This is a genomic window from Streptomyces sp. NPDC058880 (assembly GCF_042742535.1).
GTDB lineage: Bacteria > Actinomycetota > Actinomycetes > Streptomycetales > Streptomycetaceae > Streptomyces.
Genome location: NZ_JBHYMC010000036.1, coordinates 25,423 through 43,593, shown reverse-complemented (window position 1 = coordinate 43,593; position 18,171 = coordinate 25,423). Strand labels below are relative to the sequence as shown.

The window sequence follows — 18,171 nt, the reverse complement described above, 5'->3', positions numbered from 1 at the left end:
GTCCCCGCAGCGCCGGCGGGCCGGCACCGGCCGAGGCGTCCGGGAGCGGCCGCTTCCAGACGCCGGGACGCCTGCCGGGTGCGGACGGGCGGGACCGGCCCGCGGCACCGCCTCGGCCCCGCGTCCGGCGGCCGCGCGCGACAGCCGTTCGGCCGGCCGGCCGGCAGCCCTTTCAGGCTTCCGGCCCGCTCCGCCTGCCCCCGGTGGCCGCGTCGGCGGAGTCCTCGGCGCGGTAGCGCCGCAGGAGTTCCCGCTCGGCGTCCCGGCGCGGGAACATGAAGAAGATCAGCAGCGCGCCGAGGGCGATCGCGGCCAGGCCGACGGTGTACGCCCAGTCGTCGCCGTGGAGGAACGACTGGCGGGCCGCTGCGACGATCTGGTCGGCGTACCGGGGGTACTGCTGGGCGACCTGCTCGGCGGAGGCGAACGACTTCGTCAGCTCGCTTTGGACCTGGTCCGACACCTTCCCGCTCCCGGGGGAGGCGGTGATCGCCGCGCTGAAGGCCGAGGCGTAGCCGGCGGTGAGGAGCAGGCCCATGACGGACTGCATGACGGCTCCGCCGAGGTCCCGTTGCAGGTCGGCGGTGCCTGAGGCCATGCCGGCCCGTCGCACGGGCACCGATCCGGTCAGCGAGTGGGATGCGGGCGTCCCCGCGAAGCCGGAGCCGGTTCCGATGAGCACGTAGGCGAAGCCGATCTGCCAGTAGCTGCTGTCCTCGCCCCAGAACAGCAGCATCCAGGCGAAGGCGAGGAAGAGGAACGCGTAACCGGTCAGCAGGGTCGTGCGGGCGCCGCGTGTCTCGACCAGCTTCGCGGACCGCGGTGCCACGAGCACGATCATCACGACGAGGGGGAGGATGGCGGCGCCGGCTTCGACGGGGTCGTACCCGAGCACGTTCTGCAGGTACTGCTGGCTGATGAACGCCGACCCCATCATGGCCCCGTACACGATGATTCCCGCACACGCGGCGACCCAGAACGTGCGCCGGGCGGCGATGCGCAGGTCATACAGCGGGTTGGGAGCCCGGCGCTGACGCCGGAAGAACACCGCTGCGGCGGCCAGGGCGATCACGGCGAGGCCGCCGGCCAGCGCTCCCTGGCCGGGGACGGCGGCGAAATTGATCGCCAGCACAAGTCCCGCGACCAGGAGGACGGACAGGACGCCGCCGAGGTGGTCCACCGGTTCGGCCGACTCGTTGGCGTGCGCGGGGATGAACAGCAGGGCCATGACCAGCGCGACCGCGGCGAGGGGCAGGGTGACCAGGAACACCGAACCCCAGTAGAAGCGTTCGAGCAGGGCGCCCGCGATCACCGGACCGAGCAGGGAGATCCCGCCGCCCAGAGCCGACCACAGCGCGATCGACTTCGTCCGCCCCGGACCTGCCCACAGGGCGGTGATCAGGGCCAGGGTGGTGGGGAAGGCCATGCCGGCCGACAGCCCGCCGAGGATCCGGGCCGTCACGAGGACCGTGTCGGTCGGCGCGTACGCGGCGAGCAGGCAGGCGGGGACGGACAGGGTGACGCCGAGGAGCAGCAGCAGCTTGCGCCCGTAGTGGTCGCCGACGGCACCCAGATAGAGCACCGATGCGGCCAGGCCGAGGGAATACCCCACGGCGATCAGGTTCAGCGCGCTCTGGGAGGAGTCGAAGGCCTTCCCGATCGCCGGCAGCGCCACGTTGGCCACCGACAGGTTCAAGTTGGCCACCGCGGCAACGATGATCAGGGACGCCAGAACGAGCGACGCCCGCGCCGGGGCCTCATGCGGATCGTCGATGCGGGGCGTGCCGCTTTTCGGCATGGAACCTCCGGGACGGAATCGGGCTTCGCGAGAGTCTTGCCTGATCCGCCCTGCCGCACATCGCCCCATTGGGATGACACGCCCACCGCAGGCGGGGGAACCAGGCGGCCGGGCGCCCGGCCGGGGTACCTTCCCTCCCCCCGTCGGGTGCCCGGCGCGTACGGCACGGTCAGGCCAGGTGGGCGAAGTGGATGGCGTCGGCGGCCGCGGCCCCGGCGGCGACGGCGGGCACGGCTCCCTGTTCCCAGGTCTTCGCGGTGAGGTCCCCGGCGGCGTAGAGGCCGGGGATGCTGGTTTGGCAGCCGTCGTCCACGGTGACGTAGCCGTCGCTCAGGGCGAGGCCCTGCTCCGCGGCCAGGCGTTCGACGAGCGGGACCTGCCGCTGGGGACGGGGCCACAGCAGGGTCTGGCGCTCCAGGAGGGTGCCGTCGGCCAGTTCCACGGCGTGCAGGTCGCCGTCGGTGTGGTGCAGGCGGGTGATCTCGCCCTGGATGAGGTCGCTGCCCTGTTCGCGCAGGCTTCGGCGCAGTTCGGCGGCGCCGGGCAGCGAGGGCGGGGCGATGGCGACGGTGTCGCCGGTCCAGGCGCGGAAGGCGGTGGCGGCCATGGCGAGGTAGCCGGGCTCGTCGGCGACCAGGGCCCAGGTGCGGTCGGCGTTCTCCTCGCCGATGCAGAAGGGGCAGTGGATCACCGTGCGGCCCCAGCAGGCGGCGAAGCCCTCCACGCCGTCGGGATGCAGGTCGGTGACCCCGGTGGCCAGGATCACGTTCCGGGCCCAGGCCGACGTCCCGTCGTCCGCACGCACGGTGAAGCCGTCCCCGGGCGACGGAGTGATCCTGCCGACCGTGGCGTCGAGTCGCTGGGCCAGGCCGTAGCGGTCCAACTCCTCCCAGGCGCGGGCGCGCAGTTCGCCGGGGGTGGCGCCCTCCAGGCCGATCAGGCCGTGCACGCCGCGGGAGGCGGCGTTCCGCGGCGGGGCCGGCGACTCGACGACCAGGGTGCGGTGGCGGTAGCGGGTCAGGGCCAGCGCGGCGGTCAGGCCGGCGGGCCCGCCGCCGATGATCACGGTGTCGTACTGGGCGGTGGGGTTCACGGGATGCCTCCGAAGGGACTCGACGAATCGAATGACCAGTGGTCATACTACTGACCAACGGTCATTCGCTCGATCTGATTCCCCTGGAGGACCTGTGACCCACGCCACCCACCACGCCTGCGGCGGCGACCACCCGCACGGACCCGGTGCCGCCTCGTACCCGGACTTCGCCTGGGACGACCTCTACACCGGCGACGGCAGCGACACCGCCGACCCCGACCCGGCGCTCCTGGCCCCCGCCGACCACCTCCCCCCGGGCAGGGCCCTGGACCTGGGCTGCGGCGCCGGCGGCAACGCCCTCGCCCTCGCCGAACGCGGCTGGCGCGTCACCGCCGTCGACCTCGCACCCCGCGCCATCGCCTCCACCCGCGCCAGCGCCTGCGCCCGCGGCCTGGACGGCCGGATCGAACTCGCCGTCGCCGACAGCGCCTCCTGGCAGCCCGAGAGCGCCTACGGCTTCGCCCTCAGCTCCTACGCGCTGCCGCCCCGCGGCCCCGCCCGCACCGCCACCCTGGCCACCCTGGCCGCCGCACTCGCCCCGGGCGGCGTCCTGGCCGTCGGCGAATGGGACGAGGAAGCCTGCGCCTGGGGAGACCCCGGTGACCTGGCAACCCTCGCCGAGCTGACCGACGCCCTCACCCGCCTCGGCCTGGACATCGTGCGCGCCGAACGGCAACGCGTGCCCAGGCTGCAGCACCCCAGCGAAGACCACGCGGTCATCGTCACCGCCCGCAAACCGCATGACACCCTGGACCTCGCCCACCGACCGATCACCGGTCGGCCAGCCACCTGACGACGAAGGAGGGACCGTGCCCGCGGACGAGTCCGCCCCCGCCCAGCCCACCGGCCGCTTCCAGCCCCCGGACGTCCGCCGCCGCCAGATCCTCGACGCCACCGCCGCCCTGCTCCTGGCCGACGGCTACGAGGCCCTGACGGTCAGCAAGGTCGCCGCCCGCGCCGGGGTCGCCAAGGGCACGGTCTACCTCTACTTCGACTCCAAACAGGAGCTCCTGGCCGCCCTCCAGGCCGAGATGTGGGACCGCATGCTCCAGCAGCCCGCCGCCCTCCTGGAGCAGCCCGGCCTGACCTGGACCGCACGCCTCGACGGCCTCGTCGCCGCCTGGATCGCCGCGGAACAGGACCACCATGAGCTCTACCACCAGCTCTTCCACGAACCCGGCGGTGCGGCGGGGGAGGAACCCATGACCGCCGCCCGCGACTTGCTCGTCACCCTCCTCGCGCAAGGCCACGCGGCAGGCGAGTTCGACGTCCCCGACCCCGAACTCACCGCCGACTTCCTCACCCACGCCTACACCGGACCGTGCCACCACACCAGCACCGGCACCGACATCACCGCGGCCGTCCAGGCTCTCTTCCGCCGCGTCGTCGCCGCCTGCCCGACCCGCTAGCCCCGCCCGCCGCGGGCCCGGGCGGCGCCGTTGTCGACCGTGGGCACGGGCGCGAGGGCCCGACGGGCCCGGCCCGGGCGAAAGCGGCCGCAGGTCTGTTCGGGCGGGGCGGCGGCGCCTACCGCTCGGACGCGGGCGGGCCCTCGGGCGGAGTCCGCCGGGCCTCTCCGCCGCCGGGCCGGCGCTGCCAGGCCGCGTACAGGCCGGCGAGCGCAGAGGCGTACCCGGCAAGGGCCTCGGGGGAGACACGACCGACGAGGATGAGGACGACGCCGGCGGCCAGAACCGCCAGGAACACGGCGAGATCTACGGGAAAGCGGCCACGCGGGGCACGACGGCTCGGCACGATGGTTCTCCTCAGTACATCGAAGGTCGCAGGACGTCACCCTCCGCCGGGCGGGCCGCTGAACGCGGCGCGCGGCGGGGAATGCTTCGAGCGTCACCTCGCAGCAGCGGCTGCGCCAAGGGGAACGATCTTCTTTCCGAAGCTGTCAACCGGGAGAACAGCCATGACGGGTGTTGCCGAGGACGCAACCGGCGGTGAAGGACCCGCAGGCGGAGGAACACGTCCTGCCCGCCGGCCGCTCCACCCGCTCAAGCCGGAGGTCTTCAAGAACCGTCCCCACAAACTGGCGCTCGTCGAGCACCTGCGGTCCCTGATCGGGGCCGCGGACCTGGCCAGCAAGCACGTCGCCCCGGGGGTGGCCCTGAGCGCCTCGGCCCTGTCGAAGAACCTTTCGGGAGACCGGCTTCCCCACCGCTCCACGGTCGAGGCGATCATCCGGCTCTGCGGGGCGAGCGACGAGGTCCGGTCCCTGTCGCTGCGCCTGCACACCGCGGCCCTGGGCGAGGCGCATCCCGCCTTCGCCGAACGCCTGGTGATGGCCGACGCCTACGAGGAGACCGTCCTCCTCCACGACCGGGTCCAGGCCCGGCTTGAGGAAGCCGTCGGCGAGCACCGCCGCCGCCAAGCCGACTACGACGACCTCCTGACCCGGCACGCGACGACGAGCCAGGCCCTCACCGCCGCCCAGGACGAACTCCGCACGCGGCGACAGCACCACCGGCGCGAGACCGCCCGCCTGAACGCCCTCGTCGAAGAGGAGCAAGACGCCCGCCGCCGCGACCACGCCGCCTTCGACGCCCGGCTCGACCAGGCCCGGGCCGAACGCGAGCAGCAGGTCCGGGCCCGGGAAGAAGTGGAAGCGCGCCTCCGCCGGGATCTGCGCGCACACGAGGACAGGATCCAGGCCCTCCGCGGCCTGCTGGCGGAATCGGCCGCCGAGGCGACAGCCCTGCGGCAGGAACGCGACCGCCTCCGCATGGAGTCCGCCCGGCTGCGCGAAGACCTGGTGGGCCTTCAGATGGAACTCGCGGCAGCCGATGCCGGCCGGGACAACCACGCCCAGGACGTCGTGTTCGCCCCGGCGCTGCAGGCCGTCGGCCAGGCCCTCGACCGCCACCCCACCCACCGGGAAGCTCCCGAAGCCGCAGGCCGGCCGCCAGTTGCCGAGGACGCAACCCGGCTCGCCGGCGATATCAGCGACCCGGTGACGCCGTCCGCAGTGGCCCTGCCGAAGCCGGACCCGACGGACAGCACCGGCGGGCTGAAGCGGGCGTTCGCGGGCACCGCCGCACTCGGCCTGCTGCTCCTGCTCATCGGGCTGTTCCTGCACGCCGGTGGCCCGACCTCGCAAACCCGCCCGACAACCGGGGTGGGGTGGTGCCTCGGCGTCGGAGTCTTCCTGCTTGTGATCGGGCTCATCCTCCTGGCGGCGCGCGACGTGAAGAGCGCCTCCGCCGTCGACCCGGACGACTCGTACCACTACACGTGCGGCTTCCCTCCGCTGATGTGAACGGCCCCGGGACGCCGGGCAGTTCAGGGCGCGCAGACGACGCCCCCGGACCAGACGACGCCCCCGGGCGAAGCGCCGCGTCGCCGCGGCGGCGGGGAGCGGTCAGGACGGCAGGCACCCGGTGCCCCTCCCAGGGCCGAGGAGCCGTGGACACCATGGCGGCGCCCACGACCGCGGACTCGGTCCACGAAGACGGATGCCCCGGCGGCACGCCGCCGGGGCGAAAAAAGGGGTGCGCCGGCGGCGCGAGGTGCTACTTCGCGGCGTCCAGTGCGGCGAGCGCCTGGGCCCAGCGGGCGAACTTCAGGTCAGCCAGGTCGGCGACCGTCTTGATCCCGAACGCCTCCTTCAGCAGATCTCCCTGCCGCTCGCTCACGCCCTTGAGCGCGTCCACCGGGGCCGCCAGCACCTCCGCCACGCTCTTGTCCGCCCACGCCTTGTCCAGCACCTTGTCGAGATCGATCGACGCCATGAAAGGGTCCCTCCCTGAAGAACAAACAGCCAACACGTCCATCCGCCACCAGCCGTCTCCCCACCCACCGCCGCCGACATGCGGGCATGCCGGCGGAGCAGTGCGCGAAGATCACCAATAGCGGAATCTACACACATGTAGAAGCATATGAGTAGCCGGGCCGCCGCGAAGCGTTGTCACCGAAAAGGCGGCGGCTTCCCCCGAACCGCTCCGCCGGCCCGCCCCGACCGGTACGGGCAGTGGCGTCGCGGCGGTGAGGCAGCGCTCGGCGCGCCTCGTACGACCTGAGTGGTGAAGAGGTCCTGTCGGCTCGTCAGGAGTGCGCCGACCGGCAAAGCAGCCGCACGTACAGCAGCCGGCGGACCCACCGGAGGGGAGGAGGGGCGTGACGCAACGGATCTCACCCGAGTACGTCGACGAAGCGGCCGCGTTCTTCGAACGGGAGCAGGCATCGCTGGTGAGGTAAGCAATCCTGCTGAACGAGGAAGCCGCCGTCGCCGAACGTGTTGTGGATGACCGGGCAGCGCGCCGGGGAACGCGCCTGGCGGCACGGGTGCTGCCTGAACGGGGCGGGCTTGAGGGTTCGGGTGGTGGGGCAACAGGGGAGCGGAGGGGAGCAGGTGGGGCGGCCGCCTGGGGCGGCCGCCAGTGATCGTGGTGCGCTGCAACGCACGCTGATCGGTTCCCCTGGGGTGTCGAGTGGCGGCGGCTGGGGTGGCCGCACGGGCGGCCGCTGGGTGCGGCCTCCGATTGCCGTGGCTCTGCTGCCTGCTCCGCAAGAGAGGCGGGAAGAGCTTAGGAAGCAGGGTGCCCGTCCGGCCGCGGGGCGAACCCTGCACGGTGGTGGACGGGTACGGACATCCGGGCGTACGGACGTCCCTCAAGGAGGGCGGGGCGGGGGAGCGGCCTGCGGAAATCCGCTCTGCGGGTGGTGCAGGGGAGACCGGACGGAATGCAACGTTCCTGATGAAAGGTCTCTAAAAGCGTCGCGAACGGGGCACATTCCTTTTCCGGTCTCCGTGCCACGGGGTCCTGCAAGATCCCAGGCGCTGTTCCTGGCGGGGGCCGGATGTCGAGTGGCGACAGCCGTGAGCAAAGCAGGCAGTGAAGGAGCTTTCCCGTGGACATGAACCTAGCGGGTACGGGCCGGGCCGTATGCGGGGTCTGGGCGTGGGGCGGCCGCACCGTGGCCGCGTTCCCGTCGCGGATCGTGGTCGTGGTCGTGGTGGTGTGTGCGGCCGTGATGGTCGCATGCGGAGTGCCGGCCGAGCCGGTGGCGGCGCTGCTGACGGCCTCGGGTGTGCTCGCGGCGCACCGTCCGCCCACCCGCGGGGCCGTCGCGGCTCCCGCGTCCCCGGTGCTGCGCCGGGTCGTCCGGCGCCGCGCCTGATACCCGCGGTACGCACCTGATGTGCCGTACCGGCCCGGCCGCGGCGCACGCCGCGGCCGCGCTGGCGCAGTGGCTCGCCGCCCTGCGCCGGCGTTCGCGCCTCACCCACCGTCAGATGTCCGGCCTGCTCGCCGAACACGGCCGGTCCGTCACCCACACCACGCTCTGGCGCGCCGAGCAGGGCGTCGGCCTGCCGCGCTGGGCGACGGTGGAGGCCTTCGTGACCGTGTGCCGCGGGGACGTCCGCCGTGCGGCCAGGCTGTGGCGGTCCGCCGCTCACGGCCGCTGCTGCCCGGCCTGTCACTCCCCGCACCGGCGGCCCGCACGACGACCCCTGCCCCTGGTCACCGAACCCGCCCACCTCCTGCAGGCCATGCGTGCCGTCAGGACCACCGCGGGAGAGCCGACGCTGCGGGCGATGGCCTCCCGCCATGCTGTCGCGGGCACCCCGGTCAGCTACCTGCCGCGCAGCACCCTGCACGACATCCTGTCGGGCCGCCGCGTCCCCACCCTCGACCAACTGCGCCTGTTCCTCAAGGCCTGCGACACGCCCCCGGCCGACTTCCCTGCCTGGGAAGCCGCCTGGCACCGCGCCGCGGCCCCTGCTGCGGTTCCCTGGTGAACCGCGGTCCGGGTGCGGCGATGGCGGAGGCGCCGCTGCCCCGGCCTTGCGGCGGCGGCCCGCGGCCCGTGGGCGAACAGCACCGCACCGTCCGCACCACCCCACCCGCCGACCCCGATGCCGGATCACCGTGGTGGGGCAGTGCGCCGTTGCCCGTCGCCGAGCGCGGGCTCTCGGGCCGGTCCCCGACGCCACGACGCCGGCCGACGGCCACCCCGGACGAAGCGGCGGCCCGGATCGAGACACTGCCCGGGGGCCGGTGGCCCAAGCGCCGGCCCTGGGCGTCAGGTGTGCAGGCGGCTGTCGGACCCGTCCCCGCCCTGGGCGCCGGAATCGTCGAACCAGTAGTCCCCGGCCGTCAGATAACGACAGCAGCGGCTGCTCGCGGTAGGCGGCTCGGCGGTGACAGCCCCCTTCCCGTCCCCGGCCGGGGTGCTGGCGGGAAGGACGGAAGTGACTGCGGTGCGGTCCGTGCGCAGGGTGCGCTCCAGCATGTGAATCCTGCTCCTGACGGTGCGGGGACGGGGAGTGCGCTCATCCTCGGCACCCCGGCCTCGTGACGCATCCGCACCGGCCACCACTCACCCTTCCGCTACGATACGTATCCAAAATGATGCGAAATGTGACTCTTGGTGTCAGTGTGGCAGAGGAAGTACCACCCCACGCACCAAGGAGTCGCCGTCATGGGCGGTATGCAGGACAAGCGCCAGGAACCGGGCAAGGGTCGCGAGGAACAGCAGCACCCCCACCGCCCGCAGCGGCCCGGTCAGGACCCGGTCCACCCCGAGCCCGGCACCCCCTCGCACGGCGGCCGGCGCCCCGACGAGGGGGAGCGGCGCCGCAACGAGTACGACGACCTGCGCGAGGACTTCTGACCCCAGCGCGACCCCACGCACGCAGAGCCCGGCCAGGCGCCCGTAGTCACCCCGGCCGGGCTCTGTCCGTGCCACCCCCCGGCCATGCCGCGCCGTTGGAGGAGTGGGGACGCACACCGCTCCGCAGGCTCCATCCGTTCCCCCAAGCCTGCCCGGGGCTGCCTGCCCCGCGCCCACGGCTGCCTGGCCGCTGCCCTCGATCCGCCGCTGCCCGGTGGGGTGCGCGCGCAGACCACCCGTGAATGCTGGAGCAGGCTCTACGCCCTGCCCGGCCGGGGCGTCGGGCTGCTGGACGGATCCCGCCGCCCCGGCCTCGGGCCGAACACCGCCGAGCGCTACGCCCGCATGCGGGATCAGGCGGCGGGCTGGGGCTGGCGCAGTTCGGCCTGGCCGAAGAGGAGGGCGTAGCCGCCCGGAAGGCGGCGGAGGATGCGGGCGAGGAGGTCGGGTCCGGCGAGGCGGGCGACGACGGCGAGTACGGCTCCTGTGTCCCAGCGGGCTGCGGCGGGGGTGGTGTCGGCGCGGGTGGCGATGTCTTTGACGAAGCCCCAGCCGGTGAGGTGTCCGGTGTCGGGGATCTGGGCGGTCAGGGCGAGGGCGGCTTCGACGGGCAGGCGCTGGGCGAGGTCGGCGCGTTCGTCTCCGACGAGTTGCCGGCCGAGGGCGGCGAGGACGGTGCGGACGGCTTCCTCGGCGCGTTCACGGGTGGGGTAGGCGCCTTCGTAGCGCACGCGTTCCAGCATCTGCTCGAACGTCATGGCGGGCCGGGCCGGGTTCGCTCGAGGCTGGTCGTACATGGTGCTGCGGGTGCCTTTCTCGTCGATGGCGGCGGGTGTCAGGTGGGCCGGGGGCGGCCGAAGAGGAGGTCGTAGCCCGGCGGCAGCTGGAGCAGGACCTCGTGGGTGAGGGCGTCGCCGGCCGCCGCGGCCACGGTGGACAGGACCGCTCCGATGTCCCACAGGGCCGTCCGCTCGGTCGCGCCCTCGATCCAGGCCGCTGTCGCGCGGACGAAGCGTTCGGCGGAGAGTGGCTCCGCGGCCTGTAGGGGGTTGAGGAGGATGAGGGCGTAGCTCTCGGGGAGGCGGGCGGCGAGGTCGGCCCGCACGGTGCCGACCAGGTGTGCGCCCAGCAGGGCCAGGACGACGCGGGCCGCGCGTTCGGCTTCGTCCCGGGTCCGGTACTTGCCGCGTTCTTGGACGTGGTCCAGGAACGCTTCCCGGCGCATCGGCATCTCACGTCACCTCCATGAAAGGGGGCGAAGGGGAAGAGGCGTGGAGGACGGGGTGCCGGAGGGGGATCGGGTTCCCCGTCCTCCGCCGCCGGTGCCGGCCCGGTCAGCCGGAGATCTGCTTGCGGCCGGACGCGCCGCCGATGGTGACCTTCCGCGGCTTGGCGCGCTCGGCGATCGGGATCCGCAGGGTCAGCACCCCCGCGTCGTAGTCGGCCTCGATGTGCTCGGTGTCGAGGGTGTCGGCCAGCATGACCTGGCGGGAGAAGACACCGAGGGGCCGCTCGGAGAGCTCCATCTGCACACCGTCGGACTTCCCCGCGGGTCGACGCTCGGCCTTCACCGTGAGCATGTTCCGCTCGACGTCGATATCGATCGCCTCGGTGCTCACTCCGGGGAGGTCGAAGGCGATCACGTACGTGTCGCCCTGCCGGTAGGCGTCCATGGGCATCACCGACGGCTTCGACCAGGTCCCGGACGTACCCGAGAGCTGCTGGACGATGCGGTCCATCTCGCGGAACGGGTCGGTGCGCATCAACATCGCGAAACACCTCCAGTTGGTTCAGGCAGGAACTGCCAATGCGCTTCAACGTGCCACCGTTGTAACATGTCATCGAAACGATGACAAGTGCGATGTCGCCGGATGGACGACAGAATGTTGGAGGTGCCGTGAACGAGACCGCTCCCCCCACCCCACCGGTACGCGCCCGAGAGGCCGTCACCGCGCTGGAGACCATCCGCCGGGCGGTCCAGGACGCGCAGGAGCCTCCCCCTGGCGCACCGGCGACCGGGCCTGCCGGCCAGCAGGCCCTGGCCGCTCTGCTGATGCTCCGCGAGGTCCGCGAGCAGCTCGCCGGCTGGGAGAGCGTCCTGATCGAGACGGCCCGCGGCGAGGGCGCCAGCTGGGCCGAGCTCGCCGGACCCCTCGGGGTCGCCAGCCGCCAGGCCGCCGAACGCCGCTACCTGCGGCTGCGCCCCGGCGCGGCGGGAAGCACGGGCGAACAGCGGGTCCAGGCGACCCGCGACGCGCGGGCCGCCGACCGCACCGTCACCGCCTGGGCCCGCGACAACGCGGCCGACCTGCGGCGCCTCGCAGGACAGGTGACCTCCCTCACCGGCCTTCCCGCCGACGCCGCAGGAGCGCTCGGCGAACTCAACCTGGCGCTCTCCGACAACGACGCCGCCCGCCTGGTCGGCCCCCTGTCCGGCACCCGGCCCCACCTCGGACCCGACGACGGCGAACTCGCCGACCGCATCGACGCCATGACCCGCCACACCGACCGGCTCCGCCAGGACAGCAACGACCAGCGCAACGCCTGAGCCGCCCCACGGGACGGACGCGAACCCCACGTCCGTACCACCGCAGCCGGCCACGATGCCGCGCGGCCGGTCCTTCTCCGCCTCGTCGACCGCGAGGCCCCGGCCGAGCCTGGTCGGGTTCGCCGACCAGAGACTCCGCGGTCGCCAGGAGGGTGTGCCCTCGGGGCGGTCCGGTACCGCGCCACGGAGAGTCCGTTGTATCGGGAGGCTGATGTGGCGTGCGGACCGCGCGAGTACGCCGAGGACGAGCTGCGGCCCTCCGCCAGGTCGGCCGCGGACGTGGTGATGCCAGGGGTCACGCGCAGCACCCGCCGCAGCCCTGCCGGGTCCCGGCCCGCCCGTTCGGTCGCCTCGGCGGCCACGCCCAGCACGAGCAGCGGGTCGAGAGAGGGGCGCACAGCTGCCGGTGATGCCGACGCAGCGCCTCGGCCAACTCGTCACGTTCCTCCGACAGGGCCTGCGCCTGCCACCGCTCGATGAGCGCCTGAACCTCGCGGATCCCTGCGGAGAGCTCCCGGTGCTGCGCCTCCATGGCCGGCACTTGCTCGGCATCGAGGTCCAGATGGGGCAGCAGGACCGGCCGGAGCATCGCGTCCTCCCCGGTGTGGTGGGCGCGCAGGCCGATCGAACAGAGACGTCAGTGCTCGACGAGGATCCGGGCACGGGCGGTGTCCGCGGGCCGAACGTCCTGGACGAGCTCGGCCAGCAGCCGCGACTCGCGACGGAACACCTGGTGGATCATCGCCATCTCGCGGGTGTAGGGGTGAACGGCGCAATCCGAAGCATGGTTCGTGGCCATGACCCCCACTCTTCGAAACCCGATTGCCGCGCACTTGCACCCGACGTGCCGTACCCGGGCCCGTACGAACGCAGCCTCGCGGCCCGGCCGCCCGCTGACCGGGCACCGGCTGGAGTGCCCCCAGGAATTGACTGGCAGGTGCATGACGGGAAAGTGGGGCGCGGGACTACCTTCTTAGGGCTCCTGAGAGGCGGCTGTCCGAACTCGCGCGTCACAGGCGGGCGGTGGCGACGCCTCCCACACCCCGGCTCCGCCGAGGGGCCGGGTCCCCCCACCTGAAGGAAGACGACCATGTCTCTGGGCACCTGGCTGAAGGTCGGCACCTCCGCCGCCGCACTGGTCCTCACGGCGGCACCCGCCGCGACTGCGGCACCCACGCCGATACCGGACGCCACCACAGCGGTAGTGACACTCCGTTACGACGACAGTCGGGCCGGCGGCTGGGAAGCGGCCATCGCGGCCGGAGTCGCTTCCTGGAACGCGAACGTCACCAACGTACGGCTGGTGGAGGCCGCGCCCGGAACCCGGGCCGAGATCGTCATCGTGGCCACCACCGGCTGGCCGCAAGCCACCCTCGGCCCGGTCCGCCCGGGGCGACAGGTCCGAGTCGAGCTCGGTGCGCAGGCCGTGAGCCAGGGATACGACAAGACGCGCATCGCCGCGCACGAGCTGGGCCACAGCCTGGGCCTCCCGGACACCAAGCCGGGGCCGTGCTCCCAACTGATGTCCGGGTCCAGCGCCGGGACGGCCTGCACCAACGCCGTGCCCAACGCGACGGAGCGGTCCCGCGTGCAGAACGCCTACGCCAACAGGCTCGCAGCACCCGTTCCGACCGACGGCCGGGTACTCATCGACGCCCCCTGACCGGCGAGCCGGAAGCAGGCGACGGCGCCGCCGCGGGCCGTTCGCACCCCCGCCCAACTCGGCAGCTCCGTACCCGGGTGGACCGCACCCGAAGACGCAGTCCGGTGCCCCGCCGCTCGCGGGGCACCGGTAAGCCGGCCCCGGTCGCCGCCGCACCCCGGGGCTTTGGCTTCCCTGCCTACGCAGCCGGACCGGTGGGGGTTCCGTCCCGCTCCGGGAGCAACTCGGGCATCCCCTCCACCGGCACCACGACGCCGACCACCTCACCGGCCTCGCAACGGCCGACCCACACCGGGTAGGTACCGTCCCCGGCCGTCGCGAAGGCCATGAGCTCGCCGCCGGAAGCCTCGTCCCGGGTGCGCTGCATGAACATGGAACCGTCGTCGATGTCCTCGCACCCGTCCAGGTCCTGCTCCCCCTCGAACAACCCCTGCTGGAAGAGCGCGATGAGCGGCTCCCAGGCGCCGGCGTCAGCGAAGCAGCCAGTGGCGCTGTCGGTGGCGAAGCCGACTATCCGCTGCTCGATGAACAGCCGGGGATCGTCATCCGGACCGAGGGCCATCTCCCAGGTCGCGGCGGGGGTCTCGCTGACGAGCAGGCGGACGGCCGTGGGTTCCGTGCTCGTGACCTCGGCGTCCCGCCACTCGCAGTGGTAGCTGAAGCGGGCCCGCGCCTCGTCGAGTACGTACTCCCCGGGCCGGACAGGGACCGTGATGCGCGGCCCGTCGCCGTGACCGGTGCCCGGGTCGGAGACGGCCAGCAGCCCGCCGGGTACGCGCAGGGTGCCGACCCGGCGCGGCTCCACGACGGTCATCTCGGGGTGGTACCCGTCGGTCACACGCGCCCCGGGCCGGAACAACTCGTTGGAGCCTCCGTCACGGGCAGGCATTCGGCGAGCAGGTTGACGACGTCGCGCCAGGCTCGCTGTGCGTGCTGTGGGTGGTAGCCGACGCCGGGGACCGTGGGGTGGTCGACCGGCGGGTGGTGGAAGGCGTGCAGAGCGCCGCCGTAGACGGTCAGGCGCCAGTCGACGCCCGCGGCCTGCATCTCGGTGGTGAACGCGTTCCATTGCGCGGGCGGCATGATCGGGTCTTCCGAGCCGACCCCGGCCCACACCGGGCAGCGAATGCGCGCCGCCTCGCCCGGCCGGCCCGTGGTCAGTGCGTTGACCGTCCCGATCCCGCACAGGTGTGCGCCGCCGCGCCCGAGTTCCAGCCCGACGGCGCCCCCGGTGCCGTAGCCGACGACGGCGATCCGGTCGGGGTCGGTGCGCGGTTCGGTGCGCAGCACGTCGAGGGCAGCCTGACCGATGCCCCGCATCCGGTCGGGATCGGCGAGCAACGGTAGGCAACGGGCCAGCATCTCCTCGGGGTCGCCCCAATAGCGCCCGCCGTGAAGATCGAAGGCCAGCGCCATGTACCCCAGCTCGGCGAGAGCATCGGCCCGGCGGCGCTCGACGTCGCTGAGCCCCATGCCCTCTGGTCCGATCAGTACCGCGGGCCGGCGGTCGACACCGGCCGGAAGAGCGAGGTGCCCGATCATCGTCACACCGTCCGCCGGGTACTCGACCGTGCGCGTGGTAATCGTCGCCATGAGACCGGACTGTAGTGATCATCGAGCCCGGACCGGCTGCTGTTCTGCCGCTGGCAGAACAGCGCGCGTGCCCCTCTGGAAAACGGGAGTTGCCGGGCTGTCGTTGCATATTCCCGCAGACCAGCCCCACCGACGATGCCCCGTCCTCTGCCCGCCCCCGTACGCCGACGCCGGCCACGCCCGGCCTCCTGCAGCACCACGCTCCGACGTCTGCTCCCAAGGCCCTGCGCACAGCGCTCGGCTGCGTAGATCAGCCCCTCAGCGGGCTGTTCGTCGAGAGACTGCAGAAGGCCCAGGAGAGCGGGCACGGGGAGAAACCGCGGGGCTCACCTCGCACAAGGTCGCCCCCTTCGAAGGAGCGGAACGTGCCTGTCAGCTGCTGGCTGCGTTGCGCAGGGCGACGGTGGTGCGGGCCGCGGCGGCGAGGTCGGTTTCGTGGACGTGGCGTACGCCGACGAGGTTGGCGGCGTCGCTCCATGCACAGAGGGTTTGGTCGCCGTCAGGGCCGGTGACGTGGCCGCAGGCGAGGCCGCCGCCGTGCGTGCCGGGGTCGAAGCGGGTCACGTCGCGGGCCTTGGCGCCGGCGAAGAGGTTGCGGAACTCCTGGGAGATGGACTGGGTGGCCTTGGAATCGGCGACCTTGGGGTCCCAGTCGGCGCTGTTGACCATGACGAAGAGGTCATAGGCCCCGTCGGCGTCTTGGTCGTAGAAGCCGGTCCGGATGCTGTGCGGCAGTTTCCGGCCGGCCAGTACCTCGTCCTCGGCGCGTGTGGCGTCCTCGCCCTTCAGCAGGCGGAAGCGGTCGAAGAGCTCCGGGAGGACGATGACGGGGTACTCCTCGGTCCCGTCCGCGGCGACCGTCTCGACGGCGCGGGGTTCTGGGTCGTACTCGGTGAACGCCTTCACGCTTGCGACGGCGGCGATGAACACGCTCACGCCCGCGATGAACCAGGTCCGCTTCTTCTTCGCCCGCGCCGCTTGGGCCGGATCGCTGCCGGGCGGAGTGGACTGCTTGCGCCAGGCGCGGGTCAGCCGCCACAGCACGCCGATGCCTATGGCGGCGGGGAGCAGGTAGCCGACGACCTCGCCGAAGGCCCAGGACCGCGAGGTGGGGTCAAGGGAAGAAGCAACGATCACGTCCGGGATCGTACATGCGACCGAGAACCTGCTGAACTGCAATGACGCCACGGCTCAGGCTCCATTCCGGCCCGTGCCGGAACAGGCCCCGGTCCCCATTCATGGGACGCAGTACGGCCGGGCCGCAAGCGCCTCCCGACGGCTGACGCCCCTTGGCGGCCACCGGCGCCAGACACGCACAGGTGTTGCGCCGGGCCTCCGCGAGGGCGACCGTTCACCCCCTGTTCGGCGTTGTGAGGACGACACCGTATGAAGGGACGAAGCCCGTGGACATGCTTCCCGGCCACCCACTTCCGGCACCGCTACGCCTACGGGGGCAGCTTCTGCTCCTGCGGCGGCCGGTACGCCGGGGACGACGCAGGCCGCCGCCTGGAGTCGCCTCCCACGCCCTTCAACCTCCTCCTCCTCGCACCCCATCGGGTACTGCACGAGGAGCCGCAGCACGGCCGGGTGCGCCGCCCCGCACCGGCCGGATGGCCCGGCCCGTGCGCACGCCGAGTCCGACCTGAGGCCCGGCGCAGGGCGCGCCGGGGCGGAGGTCAGCCGTTGCTGTCCGGGTTGTAGACGTCCTGGTCGGCCGGGACGTCCACCTGTACGGGCTGGTTGATGCCGGTGAAGGTGAGATCGAGCGGGTTCGGTCCGCTGGTGGTCATCTTGAGGAGAAACGGTTCACCTTTGGTGGCCACGAGGAAGACCCCTTCGGGCGTGTTGACCGTGACCGCCTCCTGGCCGTCGATTGAGGTCAGTCCGCCCTTCTCCGCGCCCTGGATGCCGTAGATCTCCTTGAGCAGGCCGTCGCGGTCGCACAGACTGGTCAGTCCCTTGATGGCGGGGTCCGTGGCCTCCGTGCGTATCCAGCGGCCCGTCATGTCCTTGCGGGTCAGGCTCGCCTGCTCCTCGGGCATGTCCTTGGTCAGGGCGAGGATGTGGGCCTCGTCGCCCCGGAGGAAGGTGTGATCCCGGGTGCGGACCACGTCGATGGTGCCGCCGACCCGGGCATCGACGGTGCCCTTGCACTCGCCGGTCTCGCTGACCGACAGGTTCACCTGCCCCTGGCCGGACGCTTTCCCGCTCATGGTGAACGTGGACGCGCCGCGCAGCGCGGTCACGGAGTCGTTCAGCACGCGGGAGCCCGGCTGACCGGGGAACGCTTCGGACGACAGGCAGCCGGTGAGCCCGAGGGCCCCGGCACCGGTCAGGGCGACGGCGGCGAGCAGGCGGTGAGCGGTGTGCACGGAGACTCTCTTCAGCGAGGACGGAGCGGATGGCGGGAAAGAGCGTACGAGGCGTCAGGACAGCGCCCCGCGCTCGGGGTCGGACTGCCGGCGCGCGGCTGCACCGGCCGCCACACGACCGTGCCGGACTGCGCGCTGCGCCCGGCCCGGCGGCCGCAACCTGCCGGCGGGGGAGCGCGCCGGAATCGAACCGGCGTCCTCCCTCTGAGCAAGAGGGCACGTCGACCTCTGCGCTACAGCTACCCCGCCGCGGTACGCGCACCCTATGCGCTTCGACCAGGACCCGCGTAGCGGGTTTCGAGCCCGCCGCTCGCAGCCGCCCGGCGCAAGGTGGTGGCCCGCATCCAAGAGGTGAGGATGACGAACCGGACCGGGTGGAACACACCGGGTGGTGGAGACGGGTCACCCGCGTCCTACTCGCTCACGAACAGGTCCAGCGGTACGTCCTGCCCACGACCGAGGGCAAGCGCAACGCCCCGA

22 protein-coding genes and 1 tRNA gene are annotated in these 18,171 nt (G+C 72.7%); 8 read left to right on the top strand and 15 right to left on the bottom strand.

Annotation, left to right across the window (positions count from 1 at the left end):
* Positions 1-172: 172 nt before the first annotated feature.
* Together ACFW2G_RS20690 and ACFW2G_RS20685 are read right to left on the bottom strand one after the other, a co-directional pair.
* Positions 173-1,798: an MFS transporter gene (locus ACFW2G_RS20690; RefSeq protein WP_384451470.1), complete on the bottom strand. Its 1,626-nt coding sequence runs from the start codon at positions 1,796-1,798 to the stop codon at positions 173-175.
* Positions 1,799-1,967: 169 nt separating this feature from the next.
* Positions 1,968-2,891 (bottom strand): NAD(P)/FAD-dependent oxidoreductase, encoded by a 924-nt coding sequence (locus ACFW2G_RS20685; protein WP_384451467.1) that lies wholly within the window; start codon positions 2,889-2,891, stop codon positions 1,968-1,970.
* A 94-nt stretch (positions 2,892-2,985) separates the two neighbouring features.
* On the opposite strand from ACFW2G_RS20685, the gene ACFW2G_RS20680 reads away from it, so the two are divergent.
* Positions 2,986-3,684, top strand: coding sequence for an SAM-dependent methyltransferase (locus ACFW2G_RS20680; protein WP_384583766.1), 699 nt, complete (start codon positions 2,986-2,988; stop codon positions 3,682-3,684).
* A 16-nt stretch (positions 3,685-3,700) separates the two neighbouring features.
* Positions 3,701-4,300 (top strand): TetR/AcrR family transcriptional regulator, encoded by a 600-nt coding sequence (locus ACFW2G_RS20675; protein ID WP_384583769.1) that lies wholly within the window; start codon positions 3,701-3,703, stop codon positions 4,298-4,300.
* A 118-nt stretch (positions 4,301-4,418) separates the two neighbouring features.
* Here the strand turns inward: ACFW2G_RS20675 and ACFW2G_RS20670 are convergent, their stop codons facing one another.
* Positions 4,419-4,646, bottom strand: a complete 228-nt coding sequence (locus ACFW2G_RS20670; protein ID WP_052031369.1) for a hypothetical protein — start codon at positions 4,644-4,646, stop codon at positions 4,419-4,421.
* 163 nt (positions 4,647-4,809) lie between these two features.
* On the opposite strand from ACFW2G_RS20670, the gene ACFW2G_RS20665 reads away from it, so the two are divergent.
* Complete coding sequence (locus ACFW2G_RS20665) at positions 4,810-6,156, top strand: hypothetical protein (protein WP_384451460.1); 1,347 nt, start codon at positions 4,810-4,812, stop codon at positions 6,154-6,156.
* Between the two features lie 253 nt (positions 6,157-6,409).
* Here the strand turns inward: ACFW2G_RS20665 and ACFW2G_RS20660 are convergent, their stop codons facing one another.
* The gene (locus tag ACFW2G_RS20660) at positions 6,410-6,628 is read right to left on the bottom strand and encodes a hypothetical protein (RefSeq protein ID WP_037930366.1); all 219 of its coding nucleotides are present in this window, start codon (positions 6,626-6,628) and stop codon (positions 6,410-6,412) included.
* A 1,120-nt stretch (positions 6,629-7,748) separates the two neighbouring features.
* On the opposite strand from ACFW2G_RS20660, the gene ACFW2G_RS20655 reads away from it, so the two are divergent.
* A complete protein-coding gene (locus tag ACFW2G_RS20655) occupies positions 7,749-8,018 on the top strand; it encodes a hypothetical protein (RefSeq protein WP_037930364.1) in 270 nt (89 codons plus the stop codon).
* A gap of 19 nt (positions 8,019-8,037) precedes the next feature.
* The gene (locus ACFW2G_RS20650; RefSeq protein WP_384583772.1) at positions 8,038-8,640 is read left to right on the top strand and encodes a helix-turn-helix domain-containing protein; all 603 of its coding nucleotides are present in this window, start codon (positions 8,038-8,040) and stop codon (positions 8,638-8,640) included.
* 284 nt (positions 8,641-8,924) lie between these two features.
* Here the strand turns inward: ACFW2G_RS20650 and ACFW2G_RS20645 are convergent, their stop codons facing one another.
* Positions 8,925-9,134 carry a hypothetical protein gene (locus ACFW2G_RS20645; RefSeq protein WP_384583775.1) on the bottom strand — a complete coding sequence of 70 codons (210 nt, stop codon included), beginning with the start codon at positions 9,132-9,134 and terminating at the stop codon, positions 8,925-8,927.
* Between the two features lie 189 nt (positions 9,135-9,323).
* Here ACFW2G_RS20645 and ACFW2G_RS20640 point away from each other — a divergent pair, with 189 nt between their 5' ends.
* Positions 9,324-9,515, top strand: coding sequence for a hypothetical protein (locus tag ACFW2G_RS20640; protein ID WP_052031368.1), 192 nt, complete (start codon positions 9,324-9,326; stop codon positions 9,513-9,515).
* A gap of 353 nt (positions 9,516-9,868) precedes the next feature.
* On the opposite strand, the gene ACFW2G_RS20635 is transcribed toward ACFW2G_RS20640, so the two are convergent.
* The 3 genes from ACFW2G_RS20635 to ACFW2G_RS20625 form a co-directional block, all read right to left on the bottom strand.
* Positions 9,869-10,312, bottom strand: a complete 444-nt coding sequence (locus ACFW2G_RS20635) for a DUF2267 domain-containing protein (protein ID WP_384451446.1) — start codon at positions 10,310-10,312, stop codon at positions 9,869-9,871.
* A gap of 38 nt (positions 10,313-10,350) precedes the next feature.
* Entirely contained in the window at positions 10,351-10,746 is a 396-nt protein-coding gene (locus ACFW2G_RS20630; RefSeq protein WP_384451443.1) for a DUF2267 domain-containing protein, read from the bottom strand.
* Positions 10,747-10,849: 103 nt separating this feature from the next.
* On the bottom strand, positions 10,850-11,284 hold the full coding sequence (locus ACFW2G_RS20625; RefSeq protein ID WP_037930350.1) for an Hsp20/alpha crystallin family protein: 435 nt from the start codon (positions 11,282-11,284) through the stop codon (positions 10,850-10,852).
* A gap of 128 nt (positions 11,285-11,412) precedes the next feature.
* Here ACFW2G_RS20625 and ACFW2G_RS20620 point away from each other — a divergent pair, with 128 nt between their 5' ends.
* Positions 11,413-12,063, top strand: coding sequence for an HSP18 transcriptional regulator (locus ACFW2G_RS20620; RefSeq protein WP_384451439.1), 651 nt, complete (start codon positions 11,413-11,415; stop codon positions 12,061-12,063).
* A 295-nt stretch (positions 12,064-12,358) separates the two neighbouring features.
* On the opposite strand, the gene ACFW2G_RS20615 is transcribed toward ACFW2G_RS20620, so the two are convergent.
* Entirely contained in the window at positions 12,359-12,682 is a 324-nt protein-coding gene (locus ACFW2G_RS20615; protein WP_384681002.1) for a hemerythrin domain-containing protein, read from the bottom strand.
* A gap of 18 nt (positions 12,683-12,700) precedes the next feature.
* On the bottom strand, positions 12,701-12,862 hold the full coding sequence (locus ACFW2G_RS20610; protein ID WP_384583781.1) for a hypothetical protein: 162 nt from the start codon (positions 12,860-12,862) through the stop codon (positions 12,701-12,703).
* Positions 12,863-13,153: 291 nt separating this feature from the next.
* Here ACFW2G_RS20610 and ACFW2G_RS20605 point away from each other — a divergent pair, with 291 nt between their 5' ends.
* On the top strand, positions 13,154-13,726 hold the full coding sequence (locus tag ACFW2G_RS20605; protein ID WP_037930340.1) for a snapalysin family zinc-dependent metalloprotease: 573 nt from the start codon (positions 13,154-13,156) through the stop codon (positions 13,724-13,726).
* A 178-nt stretch (positions 13,727-13,904) separates the two neighbouring features.
* Here ACFW2G_RS20605 and ACFW2G_RS20600 read toward each other — a convergent pair whose 3' ends face one another.
* The 5 genes from ACFW2G_RS20600 to ACFW2G_RS20580 all read right to left on the bottom strand — a co-directional run bounded on the left by ACFW2G_RS20600 (position 13,905) and on the right by ACFW2G_RS20580 (position 17,937).
* Positions 13,905-14,540, bottom strand: coding sequence for a DUF4241 domain-containing protein (locus tag ACFW2G_RS20600; RefSeq protein WP_384583784.1), 636 nt, complete (start codon positions 14,538-14,540; stop codon positions 13,905-13,907).
* A gap of 20 nt (positions 14,541-14,560) precedes the next feature.
* Positions 14,561-15,319: a dienelactone hydrolase family protein gene (locus tag ACFW2G_RS20595; protein WP_037930339.1), complete on the bottom strand. Its 759-nt coding sequence runs from the start codon at positions 15,317-15,319 to the stop codon at positions 14,561-14,563.
* Positions 15,320-15,691: 372 nt separating this feature from the next.
* Positions 15,692-16,456 carry a hypothetical protein gene (locus tag ACFW2G_RS20590; protein ID WP_384583788.1) on the bottom strand — a complete coding sequence of 255 codons (765 nt, stop codon included), beginning with the start codon at positions 16,454-16,456 and terminating at the stop codon, positions 15,692-15,694.
* A 539-nt stretch (positions 16,457-16,995) separates the two neighbouring features.
* Positions 16,996-17,691, bottom strand: a complete 696-nt coding sequence (locus ACFW2G_RS20585) for a hypothetical protein (RefSeq protein WP_384583791.1) — start codon at positions 17,689-17,691, stop codon at positions 16,996-16,998.
* A 167-nt stretch (positions 17,692-17,858) separates the two neighbouring features.
* A tRNA-Ser gene (locus tag ACFW2G_RS20580) sits at positions 17,859-17,937 on the bottom strand.
* Between the last annotated feature and the right edge of the window lie 234 nt (positions 17,938-18,171).

Bases quoted from the DNA above. Each gene is read 5' to 3' on its own strand.
- ACFW2G_RS20690 (WP_384451470.1), bottom strand. From the start codon at position 1,798: ATGCCGAAAAGCGGCACGCCCCGCATCGACGATCCGCATGAGGCCCCG.
- ACFW2G_RS20665 (WP_384451460.1), top strand. From the start codon at position 4,810: ATGACGGGTGTTGCCGAGGACGCAACCGGCGGTGAAGGACCCGCAGGC.
- ACFW2G_RS20660 (WP_037930366.1), bottom strand. From the start codon at position 6,628: ATGGCGTCGATCGATCTCGACAAGGTGCTGGACAAGGCGTGGGCGGAC.
- ACFW2G_RS20650 (WP_384583772.1), top strand. From the start codon at position 8,038: ATGTGCCGTACCGGCCCGGCCGCGGCGCACGCCGCGGCCGCGCTGGCG.
- ACFW2G_RS20645 (WP_384583775.1), bottom strand. From the start codon at position 9,134: ATGCTGGAGCGCACCCTGCGCACGGACCGCACCGCAGTCACTTCCGTC.
- ACFW2G_RS20640 (WP_052031368.1), top strand. From the start codon at position 9,324: ATGGGCGGTATGCAGGACAAGCGCCAGGAACCGGGCAAGGGTCGCGAG.
- ACFW2G_RS20635 (WP_384451446.1), bottom strand. From the start codon at position 10,312: ATGTACGACCAGCCTCGAGCGAACCCGGCCCGGCCCGCCATGACGTTC.
- ACFW2G_RS20630 (WP_384451443.1), bottom strand. From the start codon at position 10,746: ATGCCGATGCGCCGGGAAGCGTTCCTGGACCACGTCCAAGAACGCGGC.
- ACFW2G_RS20625 (WP_037930350.1), bottom strand. From the start codon at position 11,284: ATGTTGATGCGCACCGACCCGTTCCGCGAGATGGACCGCATCGTCCAG.
- ACFW2G_RS20610 (WP_384583781.1), bottom strand. From the start codon at position 12,862: ATGGCCACGAACCATGCTTCGGATTGCGCCGTTCACCCCTACACCCGC.
- ACFW2G_RS20605 (WP_037930340.1), top strand. From the start codon at position 13,154: ATGTCTCTGGGCACCTGGCTGAAGGTCGGCACCTCCGCCGCCGCACTG.
- ACFW2G_RS20600 (WP_384583784.1), bottom strand. From the start codon at position 14,540: ATGACCGTCGTGGAGCCGCGCCGGGTCGGCACCCTGCGCGTACCCGGC.
- ACFW2G_RS20595 (WP_037930339.1), bottom strand. From the start codon at position 15,319: ATGGCGACGATTACCACGCGCACGGTCGAGTACCCGGCGGACGGTGTG.